Here is a 23,804-nt window from a genome sequence, read left to right as displayed (position 1 = left end):
TCAGACCCGGCCCGCGCGGAACCGCCGGGCCGCGATCACGCCGAGCACCAGCACCCACGCGCCGATCACCAGCAGGGCGTGCGCGACCGGCGCGTCCGGCACCAGCGGGGCCTGCGCGAGCTGCTTGGCCCAGTAGGTGGGCAGGATCTCCATGACCGTGCGCAGCCAGTCCGGCGCGACGTCCGACGGGATCCAGATGCCGCCCAGCAGACCGAGCAGCATCGACGCGCCGGCCGTGATCGCCTGCATCCCGTCCGGGGTCGCGATCAGCCCGATCACCACGCCCAGCAGCACGAACGGCACCGCCGCCAGCCACAGCGTGAGCAGCACGCTCACCCACTGCCCGGCGTCGAGCCGCACGCCCTCGCCCGCGCCCACCGCACTGACCAGCACGATCGCCGGCAGCGCGACGAGCATCCCCAGCACACCCTTGGTCAGCACGTACCCGGTGCTGGTCAACGGGGTCAGCCGGAGCTGGCGCTGCCAGCCCGAGCCGCGTTCGACGGCGATCCGCGCGCCCGTGGACAGCGGACCGGACATCACGCCGAACAGCGCCATGTTCATCATCAGCGACGTCGCCACCGGCAGGCCGTTGGGGAACGTCTGGTCCGCGCCGCCGTAGAGGTTCACGAACAGCAGGAACATCACCGACGGCAGCACCACGGTGAAGATCAGGTAGCGCCCGTTGCGCACCGCGCGGCGCACCTCCAGGCCCAGGAATCGGACGTTCACCGGTTCTCCCCCGTCAGCGCCAGGAACGCGTCTTCCAGCCCCAGCGCGGTGATCTCGATGTCGTGGGCCGCCGGGTGGGCGGCCAGCAGCGCGCGCAGCGCCGCGTCCGAGTCGTCGCACACCAGTTGCAGCAGGTCGCCCCTGGTCTCGACGCTGCGCACACCGGGCAGCGCGCGGCCGTCGAAGCCCGGCACGACGGCCCTGATGGTGCGGCCGGAGACGGTGGCCCGCACCTGCGCGACCGAGCCGTCCGCGACGATCCGGCCGGACCGCATGAGCACCACCCGGTCCGCGTAGTCCTGCGCCTCCTCCAGGTAGTGGGTGGCGAACAGGACCGTGCGGCCGGCGTTGGTGTACTCGCGCATCGACTGCCAGAACTGGCGGCGGGTCTCCACGTCCATCGCCACCGTCGGCTCGTCGAGCACCAGCAGGTCCGGCTGGGAGACCAGGGCGAGCGCGAACCGCACCCGCTGCTTCTGGCCGCCGGAGAGCTTGGTGCACCTGCGGTCCTTGAGGTCGGTGATCCCGGCCTGCTCCAGCACCTCGGCCACCGGCAGCGGCTTGCGGTGCAGGGCCGCGACCAGGCCGATCGTCTCGGCCACCGTCGCGTCGTCGAGCAGCGCGCCGCTCTGCAGCATCGCGCCGACCGCGCCGTCGACCACCGCCTGCCTCGGCGTGCGGCCGAACACCGTGACGTCGCCCCGGTCCGGCTCGGTCAACCCGAGCAGCATGTCCACCGTGGTCGACTTGCCCGCGCCGTTCGGGCCGAGCAGCGCCACCACCTCACCCGGCGACACGACGAGGTCCACCCCGTCGACCGCCCTGACTTCCCCGAACCCCTTGTGCAGTCCGCTCAACGCCACCGCGGCGCCCGCTCGGACCGCTGTCCCCTGTGTCATGGCCCAAGCGTGTCCGCACGGCCCCGCCCGGACGGGTTCCACTCGTCACGACCCGCGCATGACATCCGTCATGGGTGCCGGAATTGAGCGGTATGCCGCTTCCTTTTCCAGGCCGGCTCCCCGGCGGGCGGCGGTGGCCGCGTGCGCGCCGGTCACCAGGCCGGACGTGGACCGACCGGCGGTTTCGACCACGGCGGGAACAGCGCCGGAAAATGCCCGAGCGCGCCACCGGAAAGGCCCGGGAAAGCCGGGAAACGGTCGCCCGGAATGAGCGGGAAAGCATTTTCGCCGTGACGGGCGGAGCCGGTGGCCCCGCCCGTCCGCGAGGTCAGAACTTGACGGTCGCGCAGCCCAGCCGAGCGCCGGCCGTGCCCGCCTTGCCGGGTTCGGTGGCGGTCTTCTCGGCGTGGATCACGACCGAGCCGGCCCGCCGGTCGTCGAACTGCCACGGCACGACGGACGTGATCACGGCCCGACCGCGCGAGTCCGTGGTGAAGTCGAGCCAGATCTCGTTCTCCGGGTTGGCGTACGCCGGGTCGACCGAAGGCTGCTTCGGGTCGACCGTGTGCTGGTGGTGCGCGCCCGCGTCGGCCGGCAGGAGGCCGCAGGGCTTCTGGTGGGCGTGCGAGCCGTACGTGCGGTTGGGGATCAGGCCCCACACGCTGAGCTGCACCTTGGTCGAACGCCGCTTCGGCGTGGCCACCACCATCACCTTCGAGCCCGGCTCGATCAGCGCGGAGTCGTAGGTGAAGGCGTTGGTGGCCTTGTCGGGCGGCGCGAACCGCCCGATCGTCACCGCGTTGCCGCCGTGCCCGTGCCCGTGACCGTCAGGGCTGTGCGCGGAGGCGACGCCGGCGGCGGCCACGAGAGCCGTGGCAGCGCCGAGCAGGGGAAGAAGACGTTTCACACCTCATGCCTTTCCGAATAGTCGGCGGCCGTTTTGTCCGTACTTCCCGACGCTAGCACAATGATCATGGACTGATTCGGCGGCGGAATCCGGGGCCGGGTTCGGCCCGCCCCGGACAAACACCCGGAACCTGCGAATTCACCACCCGCTCAGGCGTCTTGATACCACCATCGGGTGGTATCGGGGGTGTCCTCGATGACGATCCCCCGGTCGCGCAGCGCGGTGCGGATCTCGTCCGCCTCGGCGAACCGCCGGGACGCCCGCAGCTCCCGCCGCAGGGCCAGCTCCGCCTCCACGTCGCCGCCCGCGCCGGGGGCCGCCGGCGCGAGGTCGAAGGCGTCGAACAGCTCGTCCACCTCGTGCAGCAGGGCCAGCGCGGACGGGCCGGGCGGCTCGCCCCGGCGGTTCTGCTCCCGGACGTACTCGAACAGCGCGGCCACCGCGCCGGGGGTGTCCAGGTCGTCGTCGAGGTGCGCGAAGAACCGCACGCGCGCCCGCTCGACCAGGTCGCGCGCCGCGTCGCTCTCCCGGTGCCCGGGTTCGACCGACCGGGCGAAGTTCTCCACCCGCCGCCGGGCCGCGCGGGCGTGGCCCAGCGTGACGTCGTTGAACTCCATGGACGAGCGGTAGTGCTGGCTGAGGAACGCGTACCGCAGGGTCCGGAAGTCGGCCAGCTCCAGCGCCTGCCGGATGGTCAGGAAGTTGCCGGTGCTCTTGGCCATCTTCGCGCCGTCCACCCGCAGCAGCCCGGCGTGCAGCCAGTACCGGACCAGCGGGGACTTCCCGGAGGCCGCCTCCTGCTGGGCGATCTCCGCCTCGTGGTGCGGGAAGATCAGGTCGACCGCGCCGCCGTGCAGGTCGTACTGCGGCCCGAAGACGGCTTCGGTGATCGCGGTGTCCTCGATGTGCCAGCCCGGCCGGCCAGGCCCGAGCGGCGTGTCCCAGAACGGTTCGCCGGGCTTGCGCGCCTTCCACAGCGCGAAATCGCCGGGGTTGCGCTTGCCCGCGTTCTCGTCGATGCGGGCCACCGAGTCCTCGGCTTCGACGTGCGTCCGGCCGGACAGCTTCCCGTACTCCGGGAAGCTGTCCAGGTCGAAGTACCAGCCGTCGTCCAACCGGTAGGCGTGCCCCCGGTCGATCAGCGCCCGGACCTGCGCCACGATGTCGTCGATGTGGTCGTGGGCGCGTTCGTAGGTGTCCACGGAGGTGTTCCGCAACGCGGCCATGTCCTCCAGGTACCGGGCCTCGAACTCGGCGGACAGCTCGCGCGGCTCGACGCCCAGCCGCGCGGCCCGGCCGATGATCTTGTCGTCCACGTCGGTGATGTTCTGCGCGTAGGTCACCCGGTAGCCGCGCTTGCGCAGGAAGCGCGCCAGGAAGTCGAAGTGGGTGTAGGTCTTCGCGTGGCCGATGTGGCTCAGGTCGTAGACGGTGGGTCCGCAGACGAACATCCGGACCTCGCCGGGCGTCATCGGCACGAACGGGTCTTTGCGCCTGGTGAGCGTGTTGAAGAACCGGATGGGCACCGGGTATCTCCTCGGAGAGCGGGGACGGGGACGCGGCTACGCCTGGACCCGACACTCCGCCACGACCCGGCGCACGACGCCGGCCGAGAAGTCGTGAATCACCCACATGACGCCGAGTGTATCAGGCACCACGATCCGTGATGATCACTCGGAGTGGAAGAACCGGCGCGCCCCGCGCAGCGCCGACGCGCACCGCTCCGGGTCGTGCCGGGGGCTGTGCCGGTCGCAGAACCCGTGCCCGGCGTCGACCACCTCGACCGCGACGGTGGGCCCGACGATCCGCCCGGCCACCTCGTGCGGGTCGGACCCGGGACCGTGCCCGGCGAAGATCGCCAGGCACGGGATGCGCGGCACGTGCCCGGCGTGGTCGCGGATCCGCGCGCCGTACACGCACACGATCGAGTCGAACGCGTCGGAGGCCAGCCACACGGCCGTCGCGCCGACGCCGAAACCCAGGCACACCACGCGTTCGTGCGCCGTGCGCAGTCCGCCGGCGTGCGCGGCCAGCAGCCGTCCCATCTCGACCACGCCGAGTTCGGCGGTGAACCGCCGGTGGGCCACGGCTTCCCGGCCGGGCGGGTGGACCACGTCGCCGGGCAGGAAGTTCGGCGTGGAGACCGTCCAGTCCGGACGGCGCACCGCCTCGCCCATCGCCCGGATGTGCTCGTTGGGGCCGTGGACGTCGTGCGCCACGACCAGCGCCGTGCTCATGCGGGGTACGTCCGGATCTCGGTGGCCTTGAGCGCGGCCCACAGCTCGTCGCCGGGCCGCACCCGCAGGTCGGCCAGCGTCGCGGTGGTGATGTCGGCCAGCACCGGCGGCGCTCCCGCCAGCCGGACGCGGGTGGTGTGGGCGTGCTGCTCGACGCCCGCGACGGTGACCCGCCAGGTGTTGCGCGGGCTGCCCGACGGCGGTTCGGGGTGCAGGCTGACCGCGCTGGGCGGGAACGCCACGTGCACCGGGCCGGACGCGGGTTCGGCGACGGTGAGGGTGCTCCCGTCGGCCAGCGCCACGGTGGTCCCCTCGGCCCGCCCCCGGTACAGGTTGAGGCCGACCAGGTCGGCCACGTAGTCGGTGCGCGGCCGGCGGGCCACCTCGGCGGGCGGCCCCTCCTGCACCGGCCGGCCGTCCTCCACGATGACCAGCCGGTCGGCCAGCACCATCGCGTCCAGCGGGTCGTGGGTGACCAGCAGGGTGTGGCCGGGGAAGTCGGCGAGGTGGCGGCCGAGTTCGGCGCGCACGGTCAGCCGGGTGCTCGCGTCCAGCGCGGCCAGCGGCTCGTCGAGCAGCAGCAGGCGCGGGTCGGTGGCCAGCGCGCGGGCCAGCGCGACGCGCTGCGCCTGGCCGCCGGACAGCGCGCGGGGCCTGGCCCGCGCGAGGTCGGCCAGGCCGACCCGGTCGAGCCACTCGTGCGCGCGGGCGCGGGCCGGGGCGCGGGGCGTGCCCCGGGCGCGCAGCCCGAACGCCACGTTCTCCAGCGCGGTCAGGTGGCCGAACAGCAGGTAGTCCTGGAACACCACGCCGACCGGGCGGCGCTCGGCGGGCACGAACACCTCCGGCGGCACGTCCCACGGCTCGTCGTCCAGCCGCACGTGCCCGGCGGTGAGCGGGAGCAGCCCGGCCAGCGCGCGCAGCGCCGTGGTCTTGCCCGCGCCGTTGGGCCCGAGCAGCGCCACCACCTCGCCGGGCGCGACGGTCAGCGGCAGTTCCAGCCGGAACCGGTCGCGGCTCACCCGCAGGTCGGCGGCCACGGTCACGTCGCGCCCCGGATCCACCGGTCGCGCAGGCCCGCCAGCACGCCCACCGACACCACCAGCAGCACGATGCTGAGCACGATGGCCGCCTCCGGTTCGGTCTCCAGCGCCAGGTAGACGGCCAGCGGCATGGTGGTGGTCCGGCCGGGGAAGTTGCCCGCGAACGTGATGGTCGCCCCGAACTCGCCCAGCGCCCGCGCCCAGCACAGCACCGCGCCCGCCACCACGCCCGGCGCGATCGACGGCAGGGTCACCCGCCGGAAGGTCAGCCAGCGCGACGCGCCCAGCGTCGCCGCCGCCTCCTCGTAGCGCGGGTCGGCGGCGCGCAGCGCGCCCTCGACGGAGATCACCAGGAACGGCATCGCGACGAACGCCTCCGCCACCACCACGCCGGCGGTGGTGAACGGCAGCGAGATCCCGAACCACGCGTCGAGATACTGCCCGATCAACCCGCGCCGGCCCAGCACCAACAGCAACGCCACGCCGCCGACCACCGGGGGCAGCACCAGCGGCACGGTCACCAGCGCGCGCAGGAACCCGCGTCCGGGCAGGTCGGCGCGGGCCAGCAGCCAGGCCAGCGGGATGCCGAGCACCAGGCACACCACCGTGGCCAGCGACGCGCACACCAGCGACAGCCGCAGCGCCTCCCCCACCTCGGCGCTGAACAACTGGTCCGGCAGCGTCGACCACGGCGCGCGGACCAGCAGGCCCGCCAGCGGGATCAGCAGGAACGCCAGCCCCAGCAGCGCGGGCAGCACGAGGACGGCGGGCAGCCGCCCCCGTGCCCGGCGGGACGTCACGGCCCGTCGAACCCGGCCTCGGTGAGCGCGGCCCGGCCCTTCTCGGAGAGCACGTAGTCGACGAACGCCTTGGCGGCGGCCGCGTTCGGGGCCTTGGCCAGCGGCGCGATCGGGTAGTCGTTGACCGCCTTGTCCGCCTCCGGGAAGGTGATCCCCTCGACCTCGCCGCCGGCGGACTTCACGTCGGTCCGGTAGACCAGCGCGCCGTCGACCTCGCCGAGCTTGACCTTGGTGAGCACGGCCTTGACGTCCTGCTCCAGCGTGTCGGGCTGCGGCGTCACGCCGGCCGCCTCGAACGCCTTCTTGGCCGCCGCGCCGCACGGCACCTGCTCGGCGCACAGCGCGATCTTGGCCTCGGCCTTGCCGAAGTCGGCCAGCCCGGTGATCTTGCCGGGGTTGCCCTTGGGCACCGCGATCTGGAGCTTGTTGCGGGCGAACACGGTGGGCGTGGCGGTGATGCCGCCCGCGTCGGTCACCTGCTTGAGGTTGGCGGGCGCGGCGGAGGCGAACACGTCGGCCGGCGCGCCCTGGTTGATCTGCTGGGCGAGCGCGGAGCTGCCGGCGAAGTTGAACTTGACCTTCGCGCCGGGGTTGGCGGCCTCGAACTCCTTGCCCAGCTTGGTGAACGTCTCGGTGAGCGACGCGGCGGCGAACACCGTGACGTCCCCGGTGACGGCGGCGGCGGCCGAACCGGACGTCTCGGGTGCGCTGGACGGCTTGTCCGACGCGCTGCACCCGACCAGGGACGCAGCGGCGACGGCGATGGCAAGCGCGGTGCGGAACACGGTCAGCCCTCCGGGATCTCTACGACGACGTGCGTGGACTTGATGGAGGCGACGGCGACGCTGCCGACCTCCAGGCCGAGTTCGTCGGCGGCCTCCCGGCTCATCAGGGACACCACCCGGAACGGGCCGGCCTGCATCTCGACCTGGGCCATCACCACGTCCTTGACCACGCGGGTGACGATGCCCCGCATCCGGTTGCGGGCCGAGGCGGCGATCGTCGCGCCGGGTTCGGCGGCGTCGGCCAGCCGCTGCGCGAACTCGGCGAGTTCGCGCCCGTCGATGCCCTTGCGACCGTTGTCCAGCTGGACGGCGGGCAGCCGCCCCTGGTCGACCCACCGCCGCACGGTGTCGTCGCTGACGCCCAACAGGGAGGCAGCCTCGCTTATCCGCAGATTCGGCACCAGAGCATCCTAGACGCCGCAAACGCGGATCCGACAAGTCCACTCGCCCCGGTGGTCCCCGAAGTCGCCGGACTGTCCGCACGAATGCGCGCCCCGGGCCTGCCCGGCCCGGGGAAGCACTGGACGAACCGGGCGGATCGGGCACGAACAGGACGACTGACCCCTCCGGGGGAGCCCGGCGGATGCAAGCCCTTGGGCCATTCCGCTCCCGACTTCCGGCTGTGCCGCTGGGACCGTGCCGGCGCATACGGTCCCGCACGAACCACTTTCACCTATCAGCGAGGGGGACTCGTGCGCAGACTCCTAGCCGGCGCAGCAGCGATCGCGCTGGCCACTGCGGGCATCACGATCATGCCCGCGGCCGCCGCCGCGGCACCCGACACCGCCACCGACACCGTCCAGTCCCGACCCGACGAACTGCCGCACCCGCTGGAGGACAAGCGGCGCGCCCTGCGGCAGGAGGCGTTGGCGAAGGTCCTGACCGGCGAGGCGACCACGGAGAAGCGTGGCGCCAGCACCGTGGTCAAGGTCGGCAGCAAGGACGCGAAGAAGGGCGGCCCGAAGGCCGCCAAGGTGGACCAGTACGTCGAACTGGAGCGCGAGAAGGTCGACAAGATCTTCGTCGTGCTCGCCGAGTTCGGCAACGAGCGCCACCCGCAGTACCCCGACCAGGACACCTCGCCCGCCACCGCGGGCCCGGTGCGCTTCGACGGGCCGAAGCACAACGAGATCCCCCAGCCCAACCGGGGCGTGGACAACACCACGATCTGGCAGCCGGACTTCAGCCGCCAGTACTTCCAGGACCTGTACTTCTCCACCACGCCCGGCGCGAACTCGGTGGCGAACTACTACGACAAGCAGTCCTCGGGCCGCTACAGCGTCTCCGGCTCGGTGACCAACTGGGTCAAGGTCCGCTACAACGAGGCGCGCTACGGCCGTTCCGACGGCTACCCGTGCGGCTCGAACGTGTGCAACAACAGCTACGAACTGGTCCGCGACGCGGTCACGCAGTGGGTCGCCGACCAGAAGGCCGCGGGCCGCACCAGCGAGCAGATCCGGACCGAACTCGCCTCGTTCGACGAGTGGGACCGGTACGACTACGACGGTGACGGCGAGTTCAACGAGCCGGACGGCTACATCGACCACTTCCAGATCGTGCACGCGGGCGGCGACCAGGCCGACCGCGACCCCTGGCAGGGCGAGGACGCCATCTGGAGCCACCGGGGCTACGCGTTCAAGAACTACAACACCGGGCCGGGCACCAACAAGCTCGGCGGTGCCCCGATCGGCGACACCGGCCTGTGGGTCGGCGACTACACGATGCAGCCGGAGAACGGCGGCGTCAGCGTGTTCGCCCACGAGTACGGCCACGACCTCGGCCTGCCGGACCACTACGACATCAGCAACGGCGGCACGAACAGCGTCAACTGGTGGTCGCTGATGGGCCAGACGCGGGTCGGCGAGCCGGGCGAGGCCCCGGGCACCCGCGCCAACGAGCTGTCCGCGTGGGACAAGCTCCAGCTCGGCTGGCTGGACTACGAGGTCGCGGTGGCGGGCCAGGAGCGCACGTTCGACCTCGGACCGCACGAGTACAACACCGCCAAGGCCCAGGGCCTGGTGGTCGTGCTGCCCGACGTGTCCAAGACGTTCACCTACGGCAACCCGTTCGCGGGTTCGAAGATGTGGTGGAGCGACAAGGGCAACGACATCGACCACTCGATGACCCGGGCGGTCGACCTGACCGGCAAGTCGACGGCGGAGCTGACCCTCAAGGCGCGCTACGAGATCGAAGAGGACTTCGACTACCTCTACGTCGAGGCCCAGAACGCCGACGGCAGCTGGACCCAGCTCGACGGCACGTCGGACGGCAAGCCGTTCCTGCGCGACTCCGGCGACGCCCCCGCGCTCAGCGGGACGACGGCGGGCCGCTGGGTGGACATCAAGGTGCCGCTCAACGCCTACGCGGGCAAGAACACCAAGATCCGCTTCGCCTACCGGACCGACGGCGGCCTGGCGCTCCAGGGCTTCTTCGCCGACGCGCTCAAGCTGACCGCCGACGGCGCGACGGTGTTCGAGGACGGCGCGGAGACCGGCACGGGCTGGACGCTCAAGGGCTTCCGGAGCACGGCGGGCACCGAGACGAAGGCGTACGACCAGTTCTACATCGCCTCGAACCGGACCTACGAGTCCTACGGCAAGTACAACCAGACCGGCCCCTACCGGTACAGCTTCGCGGACAAGCCGAAGTGGGTGGAGCACTTCCCCTACCAGGACGGCCTGCTCGTGTCGCTGTGGGACACCAGCTACCTGGACAACAACACCAGCGAGCACCCCGGTGAGGGCCTGATCCTGCCGATCGACGCGAACCCCGCGCCGATCTACAACCTCGAAGGCGGGGTGTGGGCGCCCACGGTCTCGGGCTACGACGCGCCGTTCGGGTTGCAGAAGTCGGACTCGTTCACCTTGCACATCAACGGCAAGGCGTCCTACGTGCGCGGCCAGCCGGCCAAGCCGGTGTTCGACGACACCAAGCAGTTCTGGTTCCCGCAGACCCCGACCGCGGGCGTGAAGACGCCGGGCGTCGGTGTCGGCCTCAAGGTGCTCTCGCAGTCGGGCACCTCGATGAAGGTGAAGCTGTACAAGACCAAGTGACCGGCCGGCGCTCGACCACCGGGCACTCCTGCCCGCTGACCGACCGGTAGACCGTTCGGCGCCGGACGTGATCCATTCAGTGTCACGTCCGGCGTCCGTCCGGCGATGTAGACGGACATGGTGAGATCTCGTGGTGCGGTAGCCGTCGCCGTCCTGGCCGTCACGCTCGGTGCGTGCGCCCAGCAGGTGTCCCCGGCGGCGTCGGTCGACTCGACCACGCGGACCAGCGAGCCGCTGCGCATCAGCCTGTGCGACAGCAAGGGCGACCTGACGTCGTGGATGCGCGCGGAAGGTCTGCCGGTGGCCGACGCCAAGTGCACCGCCGAGTCGACCGACAGCCGCAAGCTGCGGGCGTTCGGCAAGTGGGCCTTCCCGCCGGGAGCGCGCGGGCAGTCGCACGTCGAGTCGGTGGAGATCGCGGTGTTCGCCGACAAGGGCCCGGACGGCGTGAGCGCGTTCGACAACCTCAAGGGCTCCTACCCGCCGCACGAGCAGCGCGCGGTCGCGGGCAACTACGCGCGGGTCGCGAACGCGCGCGGCAAGACGATCGTGAACCTGCCCGAGCTGGCCGAGCCGCTCGACATCACCATCACCACGACGGCGGGCGCCGCGTCGGACACCGAGTACGCCGAGATCCGCGCCGGGCACCTGCGCGCGCTGGAGCAGCTCGTCCCCGCCCTGACCCGGCCCTGATCCCGGCCGAGCACCCCCGCACCGGAGCCCCGGCCGCGCCCGAAACGCGGTCGCCGGCCGCCCGGTCGCGCCCAATTCCGCGGTTGTGCCCGAAAAGGAATCCCGGTTCGCCCGCGCGGTTCCCGACCACGGTCGACGTGGAATAAGGGCCGACTCGCGCGAATGCACACGAGTGATATTCGCCAAGTCCCGGACAGTCGCCGGACGAATGCGGCAAGGGATCGCGCCGTTCGCGCCGAATTTCCTGTTTTCACCCGTTCGGCCCCTTCCGGGGCGCGTGAGCGACACAATACGGTGCTGTCCGGGCAGTGTTCTCGGGGAAGAACGCGGCGTGTTCCAGGGGACGAGGGGCAGCGGATTCCCTTATCGGGTAGACATCTTCTGCCCCGAGTGCACAGCCACTGATCGGCCATTACTCCCGGACGGCCATTCCGCGGGAATGGCGCAGGCTCCGCGTCAGGCGAGGTCCCCCAGTCCCGCCTGGCGCCGGCGAGGGGTCGGGGGGTCCGTCCACGGGACTCCCCGACCCCGCTTTCCGCGCATTACCGCCGTTTCCCGGACATCGACCCGGTTCGACTCCGTTCGACTCCGTTCGGCGCGCCCGGGACGGGCCACCCCCACCCGCAATCCGCAATTGTGCACCCGAAAGGGTGGAATCAGACCGTCGGCCGGGTCTCCACCCGAGACCGGCGACGGCGCGTGAACGTCCGGTCGGCGGCGCAGCCGGCCAGCAGCACACCCGACAGCAGAACCAGCGATTCCCCTCCGTGGACCGCGCACGCGCAGACCAGGACGGTCCAGAGCAGCAGCCTCATGAAACAAGGCTAGGGACGCAGGTCACAGCCGTCGAAGGATTTGAGCATGACTTAGGGTTGACACTTCGGGCACCTGTCCGGACCCGCTGCGGGAGCGGGGGCCGGCGAGCCGAAGCGCACCGGCCCCGTCCGTCACGCCACGGCGTGCAGGTTGCCGTCCGAGCCTTCGAGGCAGCGGGCGCTGCCCGCGCCGCTGGTGACGAACTCCGTCACGCAGCGGCCCAGCTGGGCGTGCGCGGCGGCGTTCGGGTGGAACGACTGCTGGGCCAGGTGGATGCCGATCGCGTCCAGGCCGCCGTTGACCAGCGCGTACGGGTCGACGGTGAGCCGCCGCTGCCACTCGCCGGTCGAACTGCCGCCCTTGCTGCACGCCTCCCGGCCCTCGGTCGCGCGGGAGAAGTCGATGAACTTCGCGCCCGACCGGGTCGCGGCACCGCGCAGCGCCTCGGAGAACTGCGGCACGGCCACGGTCCGCCCGTAGGCCGCGTCGGGCAGCCGCAGCGGGCAGCCCTGCGGGCCGTGCAGGAGCTGGTCCATCTTCTCGGTCACCGGCGACGCGTAGGAGGTCAGCACCAGCGAGTACGCGGAGGCGGCGTAGCCGGCCTGGGTCATCGCGGAGCGGACGTCCCGCAGCGCGTTCTCGACCTTGGGCGCCATCGCGGCCAGCCGGGCGGGCCACTCGTTGGCCAGCTTGGACCGGCAACTCGGCCCGAACGGGTTCACCCACGCGACCACGCAGTCGACCATGGTGTCGGCGAAGTGCGGGTCGTCGTTCGCGCCGACCTGCACCAGCACCGTGGTCACCCGGTACTGCCGGGCGAGGTCGATCAGCCGCCGGGACTGGGAACCCTCGGTGTAGTGGCTGGTGTCGGCCAGCGACACGTTCGCCGAGTCCGCGCCCGAGCAGGCGAGGTTGAACGTCCGCTCGGCGAGCGCCGTCTTGTGGATCATCGACTGGGTGGAGCGGTGGCACCAGTTGCCGTTCTGCCCCTCGGTACCGGGCTCGTAGGAACCCGCGCCCTCGCCGGACATCGCGCTGTCACCCAGCGACACGACCGCCGTCTGCCGGTTGTCCACCGCGCCGGCCGACGTCGGCAACACCACCAGTGACGCTCCGACGAGCGCCACCGCGCCCACGAGCCGACTCCACGTCATCGCCAGACCTCCACCGCTCCGCGACGTCCGCCAGTGGACGCCGACTCACGGTAAACGGACTGTCACACAGCGACAATGCGCCGATTCGGCTATCCGCAGGCCGGGAACGCGGCCGATCCCCGGCCGTGCGGTCGGCCGAACGCGGTCAGCCCAGCGCGGCGGTGACCTCGTCGGCGGTGGCGGGCACCGAGAACATCGGGTAGTCGAAGCGGATCGCGTTGTCGTGCTCCTCCTGCGAGGTCGCCGCGACGCAGTCGGTCACCGTGATCACCCGGTAGCCGTTCTCGTAGCCGGTGCGCATGGTCGACTCCACGCAGCAGTTGGTGAGGAAGCCGCCGAGCACGATGGTGCCGATGCCCTTGCTGCGCAGGATGAAGTCGAGGTTGGTGCTGGCGAACGTGTCCAGCCCGCGCTTGCCCTCGATCACGATGTCACCCTCGCGCGGCGCGAGGTCGTCCACGATCGCCGCGCCCCAACTGCCCTTGACGAACGCCTTCCCGTCGACCACGCCCTTGAGAATCCCGTACGGGTGCTTGGAGATCTCGTGGTAGCCCTCGGCGAACGTGATGGGCGCGTGCATCACCGTCGCACCGGCGGCGCGGGCGGCCTCGGCCAGCGCCACGGTCTTGGGCAGCATCCCGGTCCCCTCCATCACGCCGCTGACCGCGCCGTGCAGTACGCCGCCCTCGGTGGTGAAGTCGTTCTGGTACTCGATCAGCACCACGGCGGTGGTGGCGGGGTCCAGCGTCAAGTCGGTCATCGGAGGCGCTCCACGGGCTCGGCGGGCAACAGCGCCGATTCAACGTCCGCCGGCCGTGGCGCGCAATGCGACGTCCGGGTTGTCGGACCGGGCGGGTGTCCGGCGGCCACCGACGTGCCGTCGGCTCCTGCCGTGCCGAGGACGGGGTGGGCGGGCGACGGTGGCCGCGAGGTGGGTCGTGAGTGCTGCGACGGCCGGTCGTCCCCTGGCCGCTGGTTCTGGCTTGTGGTCGACATCGGGGTCGGCGGTGCCAGGGGGACCAGTGGGGGCATCGCGTCGGAACGTTCAGCACCCTCGATGCCGGCGGGTGGACGTTGGAACAGTCGGGGTCCCGGGGAACGGTCCGCCGACGAAACAGGAGGGTCCGTCGACGCCGGTACCGGGATCGGGTCCTTGTTGTTGTGGCACCAATCGCGTTGCCTAGTGGGCGAACAAGCGGAGTGCGGCATCTCCAACGCGCCGGGACGCACTCCGGCGGCCCCTGTAGTTGCAGTTCGAGTCTGCCGGTCGCGGTGTATCGGACGGGGCACGACGACGTGCCGCTCACCGAGGCTGAGTAGTGTCGCGGTGTCGTCCCGGGAACTCCGGCACCGGAGTGAACCGAGTGAAAACGACGATGAGCCGGCACGAACGCCCAGGTCAGAAAGTGTCTTCCCCGCACACGCGGGGGTGTTCCGTGGCAGGTGACGAGGTGAACCTCGCGCCCGCCGTCTTCCCCGCGCACGTGGGGGTGTTCCAACTGCTCTGGTGGGAGACGACGAACTGTGGTCGTCTTCCCCGCAAATGCGGGGGTGTGCCCACATCGATCCGGTCGCCGGCCGGATCTGCCAGTCGTCCCCGCACGCGCGACGTTCCAGTATCAGCCCCGGCGACCAGGGCTTTCCACGACCTCAACGCCCCGGCACCGATTGACCACCCGGCCAACCGCCCCACCCGCCGCTACCGCTCCGGACGGACGGCCAACGACCACAGGTAGCTCAACGCCTCGCCGTCGGGCTCCTCACGCGCCAGGAACTCGTCGATCAGCTCCCCCAGCCGACTCTTGAACTCGGCCTGCGCCTGAGCCCCGAGCCTGAGCACACCCCGTGCCATCCCCCGGCTCGACTCCGGCCCGGCCTCGACGATCTCCGCGCGGTGGGCGGCGAGCACCGCCAGGTCCACCTGCTGCACCAGCCCGACGCCCTCGACGTCGATCAACCCGAGCTGCCACGTCCGCCCCGTCGCGCGGTAGGGACGTTCCAGCGCGCCTTTGGCACTGGTCCGCACCGGTTCGGCGACCAGGAAGTCGGTGTTGACCAGCGCCCGGACGTGCCGCAGCACGGTCGCCGGCGCGACTTCCAGCCGTTCGGCCAACTCCTGGTTGGTCCACGCGCGCTCGAAGCACAGGCGCAGGATGCGCCACCGCAGCGGGTGGGCCAACGCCTTCAGCTCGTCCACCGTGGCGGTTCGCGCGGGGGGATCTCCGGACACCGCACGAGGCTAACCGACCGCACCTTGCCCGGCACGGCGTGATTTGGTTCACTGACATCGATTGCACAAAGTGAAATCACCAGCGGGGAGCGACGATGGGGTTGGCCGAACAGGTCCGCGACTGGGTGCGGGACCGGGAGCCGGAGTTGCTGGCGGAGCTGGCGGCGTGGATCGCCCAGCCCAGCGTGAGCCGGACCGGCGAGGGCATGGCGGAGGCCGCCGAGCACGGCGTGGAGCTGCTGCGGCGCAGCGGGTTGACGCCCGAGGTGGTGCAGACCGGCGGGTGGCCCGCGCTGGTCGGCACCGCGCCGGGACCGGAGGGCGCGCCGCACGTGCTGATCTACGGGCACTACGACGTGCAGCCCGCCGGGCCGCTGCACGAGTGGCTGTCACCGCCGTTCGAACCGGACTTCCGGGACGGCCGCGTCTACGGCCGGGGCACCGGCGACAACAAGGGCCAGCACCTGGCCCAGCTGCTCGGCCTGCGGGCGTTGCGGGAGATCACCGGCGGGCTGCCGTGCCGGGTCACCGTGCTGCTCGACGGCGAGGAGGAGACCGGCAGCCCGAACCTGGCCAAGGCCGTGCGGCAGCTGCCCAAGCCGGACCTCGTGGTGTGGAGCGACGGGCCGGTGCACGAGTCCGGGCGGGCGTCGGTCGTGCTCGGGGTGCGCGGCATCGTCACGTTCGAGCTGCGCGTGCGCGGCGCGAACGGCGTGCTGCACTCCGGCAACTGGGGCGGTGTCGCGCCGAATCCCGCGTGGCGGCTGGTGCAGGTGCTGGCCGGGATGCGCGACGCGCGGGGCAACGTGCTGATCGACGGCTTCGCGGACGACGTCGTGCCGCTGAGCCCCGGTGAGCGGGACGCGCTGGAGAAGCTGCCCGTGGACGTGGCCGACGTGCTCGGCGGCATCGGGGTGAGCGGCATGGAACCGCCCGCGAACCTCGGGTTCTACGAGCGGCTGACCGGGCCCACGTTCTCCATCAACTCGCTGACCTGCGAGGACGCCGGTGAGCACCGGACCGTCGTGCCGAACGTCGCGGTCGCCAAGTGCGACATGCGGCTGGTCGGCGGGCAGCGCGCGGACGTGGTGTTCGCGGCGATCCGGGCGCACCTGGCCCGGCACGCGCCGGACGTCGAGTTCGTGCCCGGCGGCGCGATGAACCCGTCCCGGACGCTGCCCGAGACCCGCTGGACGCAGGCCGTGCTGCGCGGTGCGCGGACCGGGCTGGGCGAGGAGCCGCTGCTGCTGCCCGCGCTCGGCGGCAGCCTGCCGATCGCGGCGTTCACCGACGAGCTGGACGTGCCGTGCTACGGCGTGCCGTTCGCGAACGTGGACGAGCAGAACCACGCGCCCAACGAGAACCTCGTGCTGGACTGGTTCCGGCGCGGGATCGTCGCGGCGGCGACCGTGCAGCGGGCGATCGCGGAGGAGGGCCGATGAGCCTGACCGACTTCGAGTGGGTGACCGGTGCCGAGGCCGCCCCGGACGGCCGGATCGTGTGGCTGTCCGACCGGACCGGCAAGCCCCAGCCGTGGCTGGACGGCGTGCACCTGCCGGTGCCGGGCGCGGTGCGGCGGTGCGCGTGGCGGCCGGACGGCGCGCGGCTGCTGGTGCTGACCGACCCGGACGGCGGCGAGGACCACCGGCTGGCCGAACTCGACCCGGTGACCGGCGAGATCGACTGGCTGGTCGCCGAACCGGGCGTGCGCTGCGAGATCGGCGTGCCCTACGGCAGCACGGGCACGCCTTACAGCGCCGACGGCCGACTCCTGGCCTACGCGAGCAACGCGCGTGACCCCGAGGTGTTCGACGTCCTGGTCCGGGAGGACGGCAAGTCCCGGATCGTGCTGCACGGCGACGACCGGTACCTGCCGCTGGGCTTCTCCCCCGACTCGCGCCTGCTGCTCGTGCAGAAGCTGCACCAGAACGTCGACCACGAGTTGTACGTGGTCGACCTGGCCTCGGACACCCCGCGCAAGCTCACCGACCACGACGGACCGGCGAAGTACCTGCCGGTCGCCTGGCTGCCCGACTCGTCCGGCGTCTACCTGGCCACCACGCAGGGCCGTGACTTCACCGGTTTGGCGACGCTGTCCCTGACCGGCGAGCTGTCCTGGTTGGACACCCCGGAGGCGGACGTGGAGGGCGGCGCGCTCTCCCCCGACGCCACCCGGCTCGCGTGGGGCCACAACGAGCACGGCTACACCCGGCTGTTCTGGTCGACGGTCGGCGGCGCGCCCGCCGAGGTGACGGGGCTGCCCGCCGGGATGGCGGTGTGCGAGCACGGCATGGACGGCTTCAAGCTGGCGTTCACCCCGGACAACCGGCTGCTGGTGCAGCTCGCCCGGGGCGACGCGGCCACCGAGCTGTTCCTGGCCGACCTCGACGCGGGCACCGCCGAGCAGCTCAGCGATTTCGGCGCGGGCCTGCCCGACGACCTGGTCGCGCCCACCGTCGTGCACGCGACGAGCGCGGACGGCCTGCGCGTGCCGTGCCTGCTCTACCGCCCGCCGGGGGCGAGCGCCGACGCGCCCGCGCCCGTGGTGATGACCGTGCACGGCGGTCCGGAATCGCAGGCGTTCCCGGCGTACTTCCCGATGGTGCAGGCCCTGCTGGCCGAGGGGATCGGGGTGATCTCGCCCGACTACCGGGGCTCGTCCGGCTACGGCCTGACCTTCCAGCGGATGATCTACCGCGATTGGGGCGGTGGCGATCTGGAGGACTTGGCGGCCACGGCGGCGCTGGTGGGCGAACTCGACTGGGCGGACGGCTCCCGTCTGGGCGTGCACGGCGCGTCTTACGGTGGTTTCGCGGCGCTGTCGTGCGTGACGCGGTTGCCGGACCTGTGGCGGGCCGCGGTGAGCGAGTGCGGGACTTCCGACCTGCTCACCGACATCGAGAACTCGCCTCCGACGTGGCGCAGGCGCACCAAGGAGTGGATCGGCGACCCCGACGACCCGGCGGACCTCGCGAGGCTGGTGGAGCACAGCCCGTTGAACCACGCCGAGCGCGTGCGGGCACCAGTGCTGTTCCTGCACGGCGAGAACGACACCCGGGTCAAGCCCGAGGAGTCCGAGCAGATGTACCGGCGGCTGACCGAGCTGGGCAAGCCGGCCCGGCTGGAGCTGCACCCCGGGATCGGCCACGAGGTCGACCGGGAGGGCCTCGCGGACACCACGGCGCTGATCGTGGAGTGGTTCAAGACCAACCTGTGAGCCCGGCGGATCGGCCCGTGGCCCGGCTCCCGAGCCGGACCACGGGCCGATCCGCGCGTCGGTCGCGGCACGGTAGGGCCGCGCACGGCGTTCCTCTCCGCAAAAGTGCGGTTCTTGCACGTGGGCGCAAAGCCGAACCTTCGGGCCGTACTGGTCACGATTGCGCTATTGCCGCTGGTCGGTGCTCTCGGGTGGGTGAGCGCGGCCAACCGGCCGTTCATGGATGTGAACAGCCTTCAGGTGACGGATTCCCGGTATCCACCGAATGGCGGTTCCCCCTTGTTGTATGTGGGCGGGCGCACCAGGGGGTTGCGTTCGCCCTGTCCGGTGGGGATCCGGACCTACCACGGGGGAGACAAATTGAAACACCACGGGAGTAACAGCTTCTTCGTCGTGGGCGAGGGAGTGCTGGAGTTCGACGGCAACGGGGAGCCGACGGCCCGGCAGCCGCTGACGGTGGAGGAGCTCCGGCGGTTCCGGTTCTCGCGACTGGGACCGGAGGGGGAGCAGACGACCGAGGAGATCCGGACCGCGCTCGCCGAGGCCATGACGGCCAACGTGGCGCAGCCGGACTCGGCGGACCCGGGCATCCCGGCCGGCTTCACCTACCTCGGCCAGTTCGTGGACCACGACCTGACCATGGACCGCACCGAGTCGCAGCTGGGCGGCGACGTCAACCTGGACGACCTGGTCCAGGGCCGCTCGCCCGCGCTCGACCTCGACTCGGTCTACGGCCGGGGTCCGCTCGACCCGAACGACCGGGTCTTCTACGCCGCCGACCAGGTCAAGATCAAGGTCGGCACGACGTCCGCGACGCCCGTCCCGGACGCCGGGACCAACGTCCCGCGAGAGGGCTTCGACCTGCCGCGCGCGGGTTCGGGGGCCACTCCCGGGGACCGCCGGCGCGCGCTGATCCCGGACGCGCGCAACGACGAGAACCTCGCCGTCGCGCAGACCCACCTGGCGTTCATCCGGTTCCACAACCGGGTGGTCGACGAACTGGCGATGACCGGGCTGTCCGGTCAGCGGCTGTTCCAGGAGGCGCGGGCCCAGGTCGTCCGGCACTACCAGTGGATGCTGCGGTTCGACCACCTGCCGCGCATCGTCGACCCGGCGATCGTGGACGACGTGTTCACCAACGGCCGGCGGTTCTTCGAGGCCACCGACCGCGGCTACCGGGGCGGGGTCCAACCGGCCACCATGCCGCTGGAGTTCTCGGTGGCGGCCTACCGGCTGGGCCACAGCATGATCCGCGGCGCGTACCAGTGGAACCGGGTGTTCCGGTCGAGGCAGAACGACCAGGACGTCCGGGCGCTCGGCCCCGGCAGCCTGTTGCAGCTGTTCACCTTCAGCGGCACCAGCGGCAACTTCGTCAACGGCTCGAACCTGGACGACCCGACCGTGGTCGGCCCGGACACCCTGCCGACCAACTGGATCGCGGACTTCCGCCGGCTGTACGACTTCGCGGAGGCCGGGCGGCCGGACCTGGCGCCCGGGGCGGCCGGCGGCAACGTGACCAAGCTGATCGACACGCTCCTGGTCAACCCGCTGACCGCGCTGCCGGCGGGCACGTTCGACGGCCGCGGGCAGCAGATCCCGTCGATCCACCGCAACCTGGCGTTCCGGAACCTGACCCGGGCGAACATGGTGAAGCTGGCCAGCGGTCAGCAGATGGCGGAGCTGTTCGAGGTCGAGCCGCTGAGCGCGGAGCAGGTCCTGGACGGCAACGGCGGGGTGGCGCTGGGCTCGCTGACCGAGGAGCAGCGGACGTCGCTGGTCGCGTCCACGCCGCTGTGGTTCTACGTCCTCCGGGAGGCCGAGTTCAACGGCGGTGTCCTGGGCCAGGTGGGCGGCCGGATCGTGGCCGAGGTGTTCCACCGGTCGATGGAGGCGTCGCGGTGGTCGATCGTGCGGGAGCCGTACTGGCGGCCGGTGTTCGGGCCGGACTCCGGCACGTTCCGGATGACCGACCTGCTGCTGTTCGCCTTCGAGGGCAAGGCCGACCTGCTCAACCCGTTGGGCGACTGACATGTCCACGACACAGGACTACGACGTCGAGGAGGTCAGCCCGGACCCGCCGCAAGCGTGGTGGGACCGTTTCGAGCACCGGGTGCGCGTGGTCGCGCCGACCGCGTTGCGGATCGCGATCGGCCTGGTGTTCATCTGGTTCGGGATGCTGAAGGTCGTCGGCGAGTCGCCGGTCGCGGACCTGGTCCACGCCACCCTGCCCTGGGTGTCGCGCGACCTGCTGCTGCCGGTGCTCGGCGTGGTCGAGGTGGTGCTCGGCCTGGCGCTGGTGGTCGGCCGCCCGTGGCGGACGACGCTGGTCGCGGTGGGCCTGCACCTGGCGGGCACGTTCCTGGTGTTCGTCCAGGCGCCGGCCCTCACGTGGGCCGACGGCAACCCGCTCCTGCTCACCGCGAACGGCGAGTTCGTGCTGAAGAACCTGGTGCTCATCGCCGCGGTCCTGATGCTCCTGGGCCACGGCCGCAGGGCGACGAGGTGATCGACGGCGGCCCCGCTCCTCGGCGGGGCCGCCTCACCGCCCGTCGAGCCACAGCTTGAAGCCCTGGTGCGATCCCACGAACCCGAGCCGCGTGTAGAACCGGTGGGCGTCCTCCCGGCGCGAGTCGGACGTCAACTGGACGACCGCGCACCCGAGCCGCCGCGCCTCGGCGACCGCCCAGAGCACCAACTGCCCGCCCAGCCCGCCCCCGCGCCGCCCACCGGCCACCCGGACCGCTTCCACCTGGGCCCGCGCCATGCCGCGCTGGGCGAGCCCGTGGAGCACGGTGAGCTGCAACGTGCCGACCACGACGCCGTCGAGTTCGGCGACCACGAGCGTCTGGTGCGGCGACCGGTCGATCACCGAGAACGCCTCCAGGTACCGCCCGAGGTCGTCCGGCGTCTCCCGCCGGGCACCGAGTTCGTCGTCCGCCAACAACGCGACGATCGCCGGCACGTCCTCGATCGCGGCACGACGGATGATCACCGGGAACCCCCCAGCTCCGGACGACACGGTCGACCCAGCGTAATCCTCGCCCGTTCCCGTTCCCGTTCCGCCCGTGCCCCGGCGAGAACGGCACGCCCGCCCGCGCCGGGTGTCCGCCGGCGCGGGGCGGTCAGACCGGGGTCGGGCGGCGGTCGGTGAGGGATCGGCTGGTGGTGACCAGCTCGGCGGCCACGCGGTCCACGGCCTCGGTGAACTCCGGGTCGTCGCACTCCCAGTCGACCAGTTTCGCGCGCAGCCAGTTCCGCCACGACGCGACCAGCGTGGTGAACGTCTCGGTGCCCTCGGGGGTGAAGCTGTAGTGGTCGGCGGATTCGGCCACGAGGCCCTTGGTCATCAGTTGGCGGGCCACCGGTTCGAAGACGCCCGCCGGGACCTTGGTCTCGGCCGACAGCCGGTCCAGGGTGGCGTCGCCGTGGTGGGCCGACTGGCGGAAGACCTTGACCAGCAGCCACGCCTGCGCGTGGGTCAGCGGCAGGCCGGACTTCGCCAGCACCTCGGGCGTCGGGTCGTGGTGCTCCTTGCTCACGATCAGGGCCACCAGCTTCTCCAGCTCCTGGCTGGAGGCGGTCGACTGGGGCACGGCGAAGCTCTCCCCGACGCCGGTGTTGCCCGTCGCCGCGACCCGGGCGGTGTCGCGCAGGGGGACTTCGCGCAGGAACAGGGCGACGACGAACGCCACCGCGGCCACCGGTGCCGCCCACAGGAAGACGATCTGGAGGGTCTCGGCGTAGGCCGCGACGATCGGCGCCTTCACCTGATCGGGTAGCGCGTGCAGGGCCTGCACGTTCGAGGCCGCCCGGGGATCGACGCCCGGCGGGATCGCGGCGGCCAGCTTCCCGGGCAGGTTGCTGGCGTAGATGGTGCCGAAGATCGCCACGCCGAACGAACTGCCGAGCGTTCGGATGAAGCTCACGCCGGACGTCGCAACGCCCAGGTCTTCGTAGCTGCTGGTGCTCTGCACGACCACCACCGGCACGGGCATGCACATGCCGACGCCCAGGCCGAGCACCAGCATGTACATCGACGCCTCCCAGAACGCCGTGTCCACGTCCAGCAGCGACAGCAACAACATCCCGGCGACCATGAGCAGGCTGCCGAGGATCGGGAAGACCCGGTACCGGCCGGTCTTGCTGATCACGTTGCCGGTCACGATCGACGCCACCAGCAGCCCGACCACCAGCGGCAGCATCTCCAGCCCCGACTGGGTCGCCGACGCGCCGTGCACGTACTGGAGGTAGGTCGGCAGGAACGTCACCCCGCCCAGCATCGCGAACCCGACCACGAAGCTGAGCACGCAACACACCGTGAACACCGGGCTGCGGAACAGCCTCATCGGCAGCATCGGCTCGGCCGCGCGCAACTCCACCCGCACGAACAGCGCGAGCGCGACCAGCGACCCGACCGCCATCCACAGGATGGTCGGCGACGCCCACTCGTACTCGACCCCGCCCCAGCTCGTGACCAGCGTCAACCCGGTCGCGGCGAGCGCGATCAGCAGGATCCCCGCGTAGTCGATCCGGGGTTTCGCGGTGGCCTTCACGCCGGGCAGTCTCAGCGCACCCACCACCAGGACCAGCACGCCCAGCGGCAGGTTCACGTAGAACGCCCACCGCCAGCTCAGGTGGTCCACGAACAGCCCGCCCAGCAGCGGCCCGACGACCGTCGACACGCCGAACAGCGCGCCGATCAGGCCCTGGTACTTGCCCCGCTCGGACAGCGGCACGACGTCCGCGATCACCGCCATCGACGTCACCATCAGGCCGCCCGCGCCCAGCCCCTGGATGGCCCGCGCGACGATCAGCCACGTCATCGAGTCGGCCCAGCCGCACAGGAACGACCCGACCATGAACAGCGCCACGCTGACCAGGAACGCGGGTTTGCGCCCGAACAGGTCGCCGAACTTGCCGATCAGCGCGGTCATGATGGTCTCGGCCAGCAGGTACGAGGTGACCACCCACGACAGGTGTCCCGCGCCCCCGAGGTCGCTGACGATCGTGGGCAGCGCGGTCGCCACGATCGTCTGGTCCAGGGCCGCCAGCAGCATCCCCAGCATGATCACCGCGACGATGGCGTTGCGCGCACCGCGCCCCACCTCGACCTGTTCCCGCTCCCCGACCGTGTCTGCGACCACGTCGAACCTCCCGTGTGGACGATAGGGCCGCCGGCCGGACTCCGCTCGGGACGCGGACCCGTCGGGGACCGGACGACGCACCGGCCCCGGGAGG

At 71.6% G+C, this 23,804-nt stretch carries 21 protein-coding genes; 6 read left to right on the top strand and 15 right to left on the bottom strand.

The window, feature by feature from the left end; all coding sequences use genetic code 11:
* The 9 genes from AC0HI0_RS01540 to AC0HI0_RS01500 all read right to left on the bottom strand — a co-directional run bounded on the left by AC0HI0_RS01540 (position 1) and on the right by AC0HI0_RS01500 (position 7,804).
* Positions 1 to 732: an ABC transporter permease gene (locus tag AC0HI0_RS01540; RefSeq protein WP_480930414.1), complete on the bottom strand. Its 732-nt coding sequence runs from the start codon at positions 730 to 732 to the stop codon at positions 1 to 3.
* Positions 729 to 1,631, bottom strand: coding sequence for an ABC transporter ATP-binding protein (locus AC0HI0_RS01535; RefSeq protein ID WP_480930413.1), 903 nt, complete (start codon positions 1,629 to 1,631; stop codon positions 729 to 731). Before AC0HI0_RS01535 ends, AC0HI0_RS01540 begins: the two co-directional genes overlap by 4 nt.
* A 328-nt stretch (positions 1,632 to 1,959) precedes the next feature.
* Entirely contained in the window at positions 1,960 to 2,538 is a 579-nt protein-coding gene (locus AC0HI0_RS01530; protein WP_480930412.1) for a superoxide dismutase, read from the bottom strand.
* Between the two features lie 149 nt (positions 2,539 to 2,687).
* Positions 2,688 to 4,064, bottom strand: a complete 1,377-nt coding sequence (cysS, locus tag AC0HI0_RS01525; RefSeq protein ID WP_480930411.1) for a cysteine--tRNA ligase — start codon at positions 4,062 to 4,064, stop codon at positions 2,688 to 2,690.
* Between the two features lie 144 nt (positions 4,065 to 4,208).
* The gene (locus tag AC0HI0_RS01520; RefSeq protein WP_480930410.1) at positions 4,209 to 4,775 is read right to left on the bottom strand and encodes a dienelactone hydrolase family protein; all 567 of its coding nucleotides are present in this window, start codon (positions 4,773 to 4,775) and stop codon (positions 4,209 to 4,211) included.
* Positions 4,772 to 5,821, bottom strand: coding sequence for an ABC transporter ATP-binding protein (locus tag AC0HI0_RS01515; protein WP_480930409.1), 1,050 nt, complete (start codon positions 5,819 to 5,821; stop codon positions 4,772 to 4,774). Before AC0HI0_RS01515 ends, AC0HI0_RS01520 begins: the two co-directional genes overlap by 4 nt.
* On the bottom strand, positions 5,818 to 6,618 hold the full coding sequence (gene modB / locus AC0HI0_RS01510; protein WP_480930408.1) for a molybdate ABC transporter permease subunit: 801 nt from the start codon (positions 6,616 to 6,618) through the stop codon (positions 5,818 to 5,820). Before modB ends, AC0HI0_RS01515 begins: the two co-directional genes overlap by 4 nt.
* Entirely contained in the window at positions 6,615 to 7,403 is a 789-nt protein-coding gene (gene modA / locus AC0HI0_RS01505) for a molybdate ABC transporter substrate-binding protein (RefSeq protein ID WP_480930407.1), read from the bottom strand. Before modA ends, modB begins: the two co-directional genes overlap by 4 nt.
* Positions 7,404 to 7,405: 2 nt before the next feature.
* Complete coding sequence (locus tag AC0HI0_RS01500; RefSeq protein ID WP_480930406.1) at positions 7,406 to 7,804, bottom strand: TOBE domain-containing protein; 399 nt, start codon at positions 7,802 to 7,804, stop codon at positions 7,406 to 7,408.
* 291 nt (positions 7,805 to 8,095) lie between these two features.
* Between AC0HI0_RS01500 and AC0HI0_RS01495 the strand changes: the two genes are divergently transcribed.
* The gene (locus AC0HI0_RS01495) at positions 8,096 to 10,456 is read left to right on the top strand and encodes an immune inhibitor A domain-containing protein (protein WP_480930405.1); all 2,361 of its coding nucleotides are present in this window, start codon (positions 8,096 to 8,098) and stop codon (positions 10,454 to 10,456) included.
* Between the two features lie 117 nt (positions 10,457 to 10,573).
* Positions 10,574 to 11,149 carry a hypothetical protein gene (locus tag AC0HI0_RS01490; protein ID WP_480930404.1) on the top strand — a complete coding sequence of 192 codons (576 nt, stop codon included), beginning with the start codon at positions 10,574 to 10,576 and terminating at the stop codon, positions 11,147 to 11,149.
* A 656-nt stretch (positions 11,150 to 11,805) separates the two neighbouring features.
* Here the strand turns inward: AC0HI0_RS01490 and AC0HI0_RS01485 are convergent.
* The 4 genes from AC0HI0_RS01485 to AC0HI0_RS01470 form a co-directional block, all read right to left on the bottom strand.
* On the bottom strand, positions 11,806 to 11,964 hold the full coding sequence (locus AC0HI0_RS01485) for a hypothetical protein (protein ID WP_480930403.1): 159 nt from the start codon (positions 11,962 to 11,964) through the stop codon (positions 11,806 to 11,808).
* A 132-nt stretch (positions 11,965 to 12,096) separates the two neighbouring features.
* Positions 12,097 to 13,119, bottom strand: coding sequence for a GDSL-type esterase/lipase family protein (locus AC0HI0_RS01480; protein ID WP_480930402.1), 1,023 nt, complete (start codon positions 13,117 to 13,119; stop codon positions 12,097 to 12,099).
* 145 nt (positions 13,120 to 13,264) lie between these two features.
* Positions 13,265 to 13,879 carry a cysteine hydrolase family protein gene (locus AC0HI0_RS01475; RefSeq protein WP_480930401.1) on the bottom strand — a complete coding sequence of 205 codons (615 nt, stop codon included), beginning with the start codon at positions 13,877 to 13,879 and terminating at the stop codon, positions 13,265 to 13,267.
* Between the two features lie 939 nt (positions 13,880 to 14,818).
* On the bottom strand, positions 14,819 to 15,349 hold the full coding sequence (locus AC0HI0_RS01470; protein ID WP_480930400.1) for a helix-turn-helix domain-containing protein: 531 nt from the start codon (positions 15,347 to 15,349) through the stop codon (positions 14,819 to 14,821).
* Positions 15,350 to 15,444: 95 nt separating this feature from the next.
* Here AC0HI0_RS01470 and AC0HI0_RS01465 point away from each other — a divergent pair, with 95 nt between their 5' ends.
* From AC0HI0_RS01465 to AC0HI0_RS01450, 4 genes are all read left to right on the top strand, one after another.
* Positions 15,445 to 16,791: a M20/M25/M40 family metallo-hydrolase gene (locus tag AC0HI0_RS01465; protein ID WP_480930399.1), complete on the top strand. Its 1,347-nt coding sequence runs from the start codon at positions 15,445 to 15,447 to the stop codon at positions 16,789 to 16,791.
* Positions 16,788 to 18,566 carry a S9 family peptidase gene (locus AC0HI0_RS01460; protein WP_480930398.1) on the top strand — a complete coding sequence of 593 codons (1,779 nt, stop codon included), beginning with the start codon at positions 16,788 to 16,790 and terminating at the stop codon, positions 18,564 to 18,566. The genes AC0HI0_RS01465 and AC0HI0_RS01460 overlap by 4 nt, the downstream gene beginning before the upstream one ends.
* 393 nt (positions 18,567 to 18,959) lie before the next feature.
* Positions 18,960 to 20,594, top strand: a complete 1,635-nt coding sequence (locus AC0HI0_RS01455; protein WP_480930397.1) for a peroxidase family protein — start codon at positions 18,960 to 18,962, stop codon at positions 20,592 to 20,594.
* 1 nt (position 20,595) lies between these two features.
* Complete coding sequence (locus tag AC0HI0_RS01450; RefSeq protein WP_480930396.1) at positions 20,596 to 21,072, top strand: hypothetical protein; 477 nt, start codon at positions 20,596 to 20,598, stop codon at positions 21,070 to 21,072.
* 33 nt (positions 21,073 to 21,105) lie between these two features.
* Here AC0HI0_RS01450 and AC0HI0_RS01445 read toward each other — a convergent pair whose 3' ends face one another.
* Both AC0HI0_RS01445 and AC0HI0_RS01440 read right to left on the bottom strand, forming a co-directional pair.
* The gene (locus AC0HI0_RS01445; RefSeq protein WP_480930395.1) at positions 21,106 to 21,558 is read right to left on the bottom strand and encodes a GNAT family N-acetyltransferase; all 453 of its coding nucleotides are present in this window, start codon (positions 21,556 to 21,558) and stop codon (positions 21,106 to 21,108) included.
* A 130-nt stretch (positions 21,559 to 21,688) separates the two neighbouring features.
* Positions 21,689 to 23,632 (bottom strand): MDR family MFS transporter, encoded by a 1,944-nt coding sequence (locus AC0HI0_RS01440; protein WP_480934230.1) that lies wholly within the window; start codon positions 23,630 to 23,632, stop codon positions 21,689 to 21,691.
* Between the last annotated feature and the right edge of the window lie 172 nt (positions 23,633 to 23,804).

The organism is Saccharothrix sp. NBAS 001 (assembly GCF_056640475.1).
Note: the sequence above shows the minus strand (reverse complement) of the source record. Positions and strands in the feature narration are given on the sequence as shown.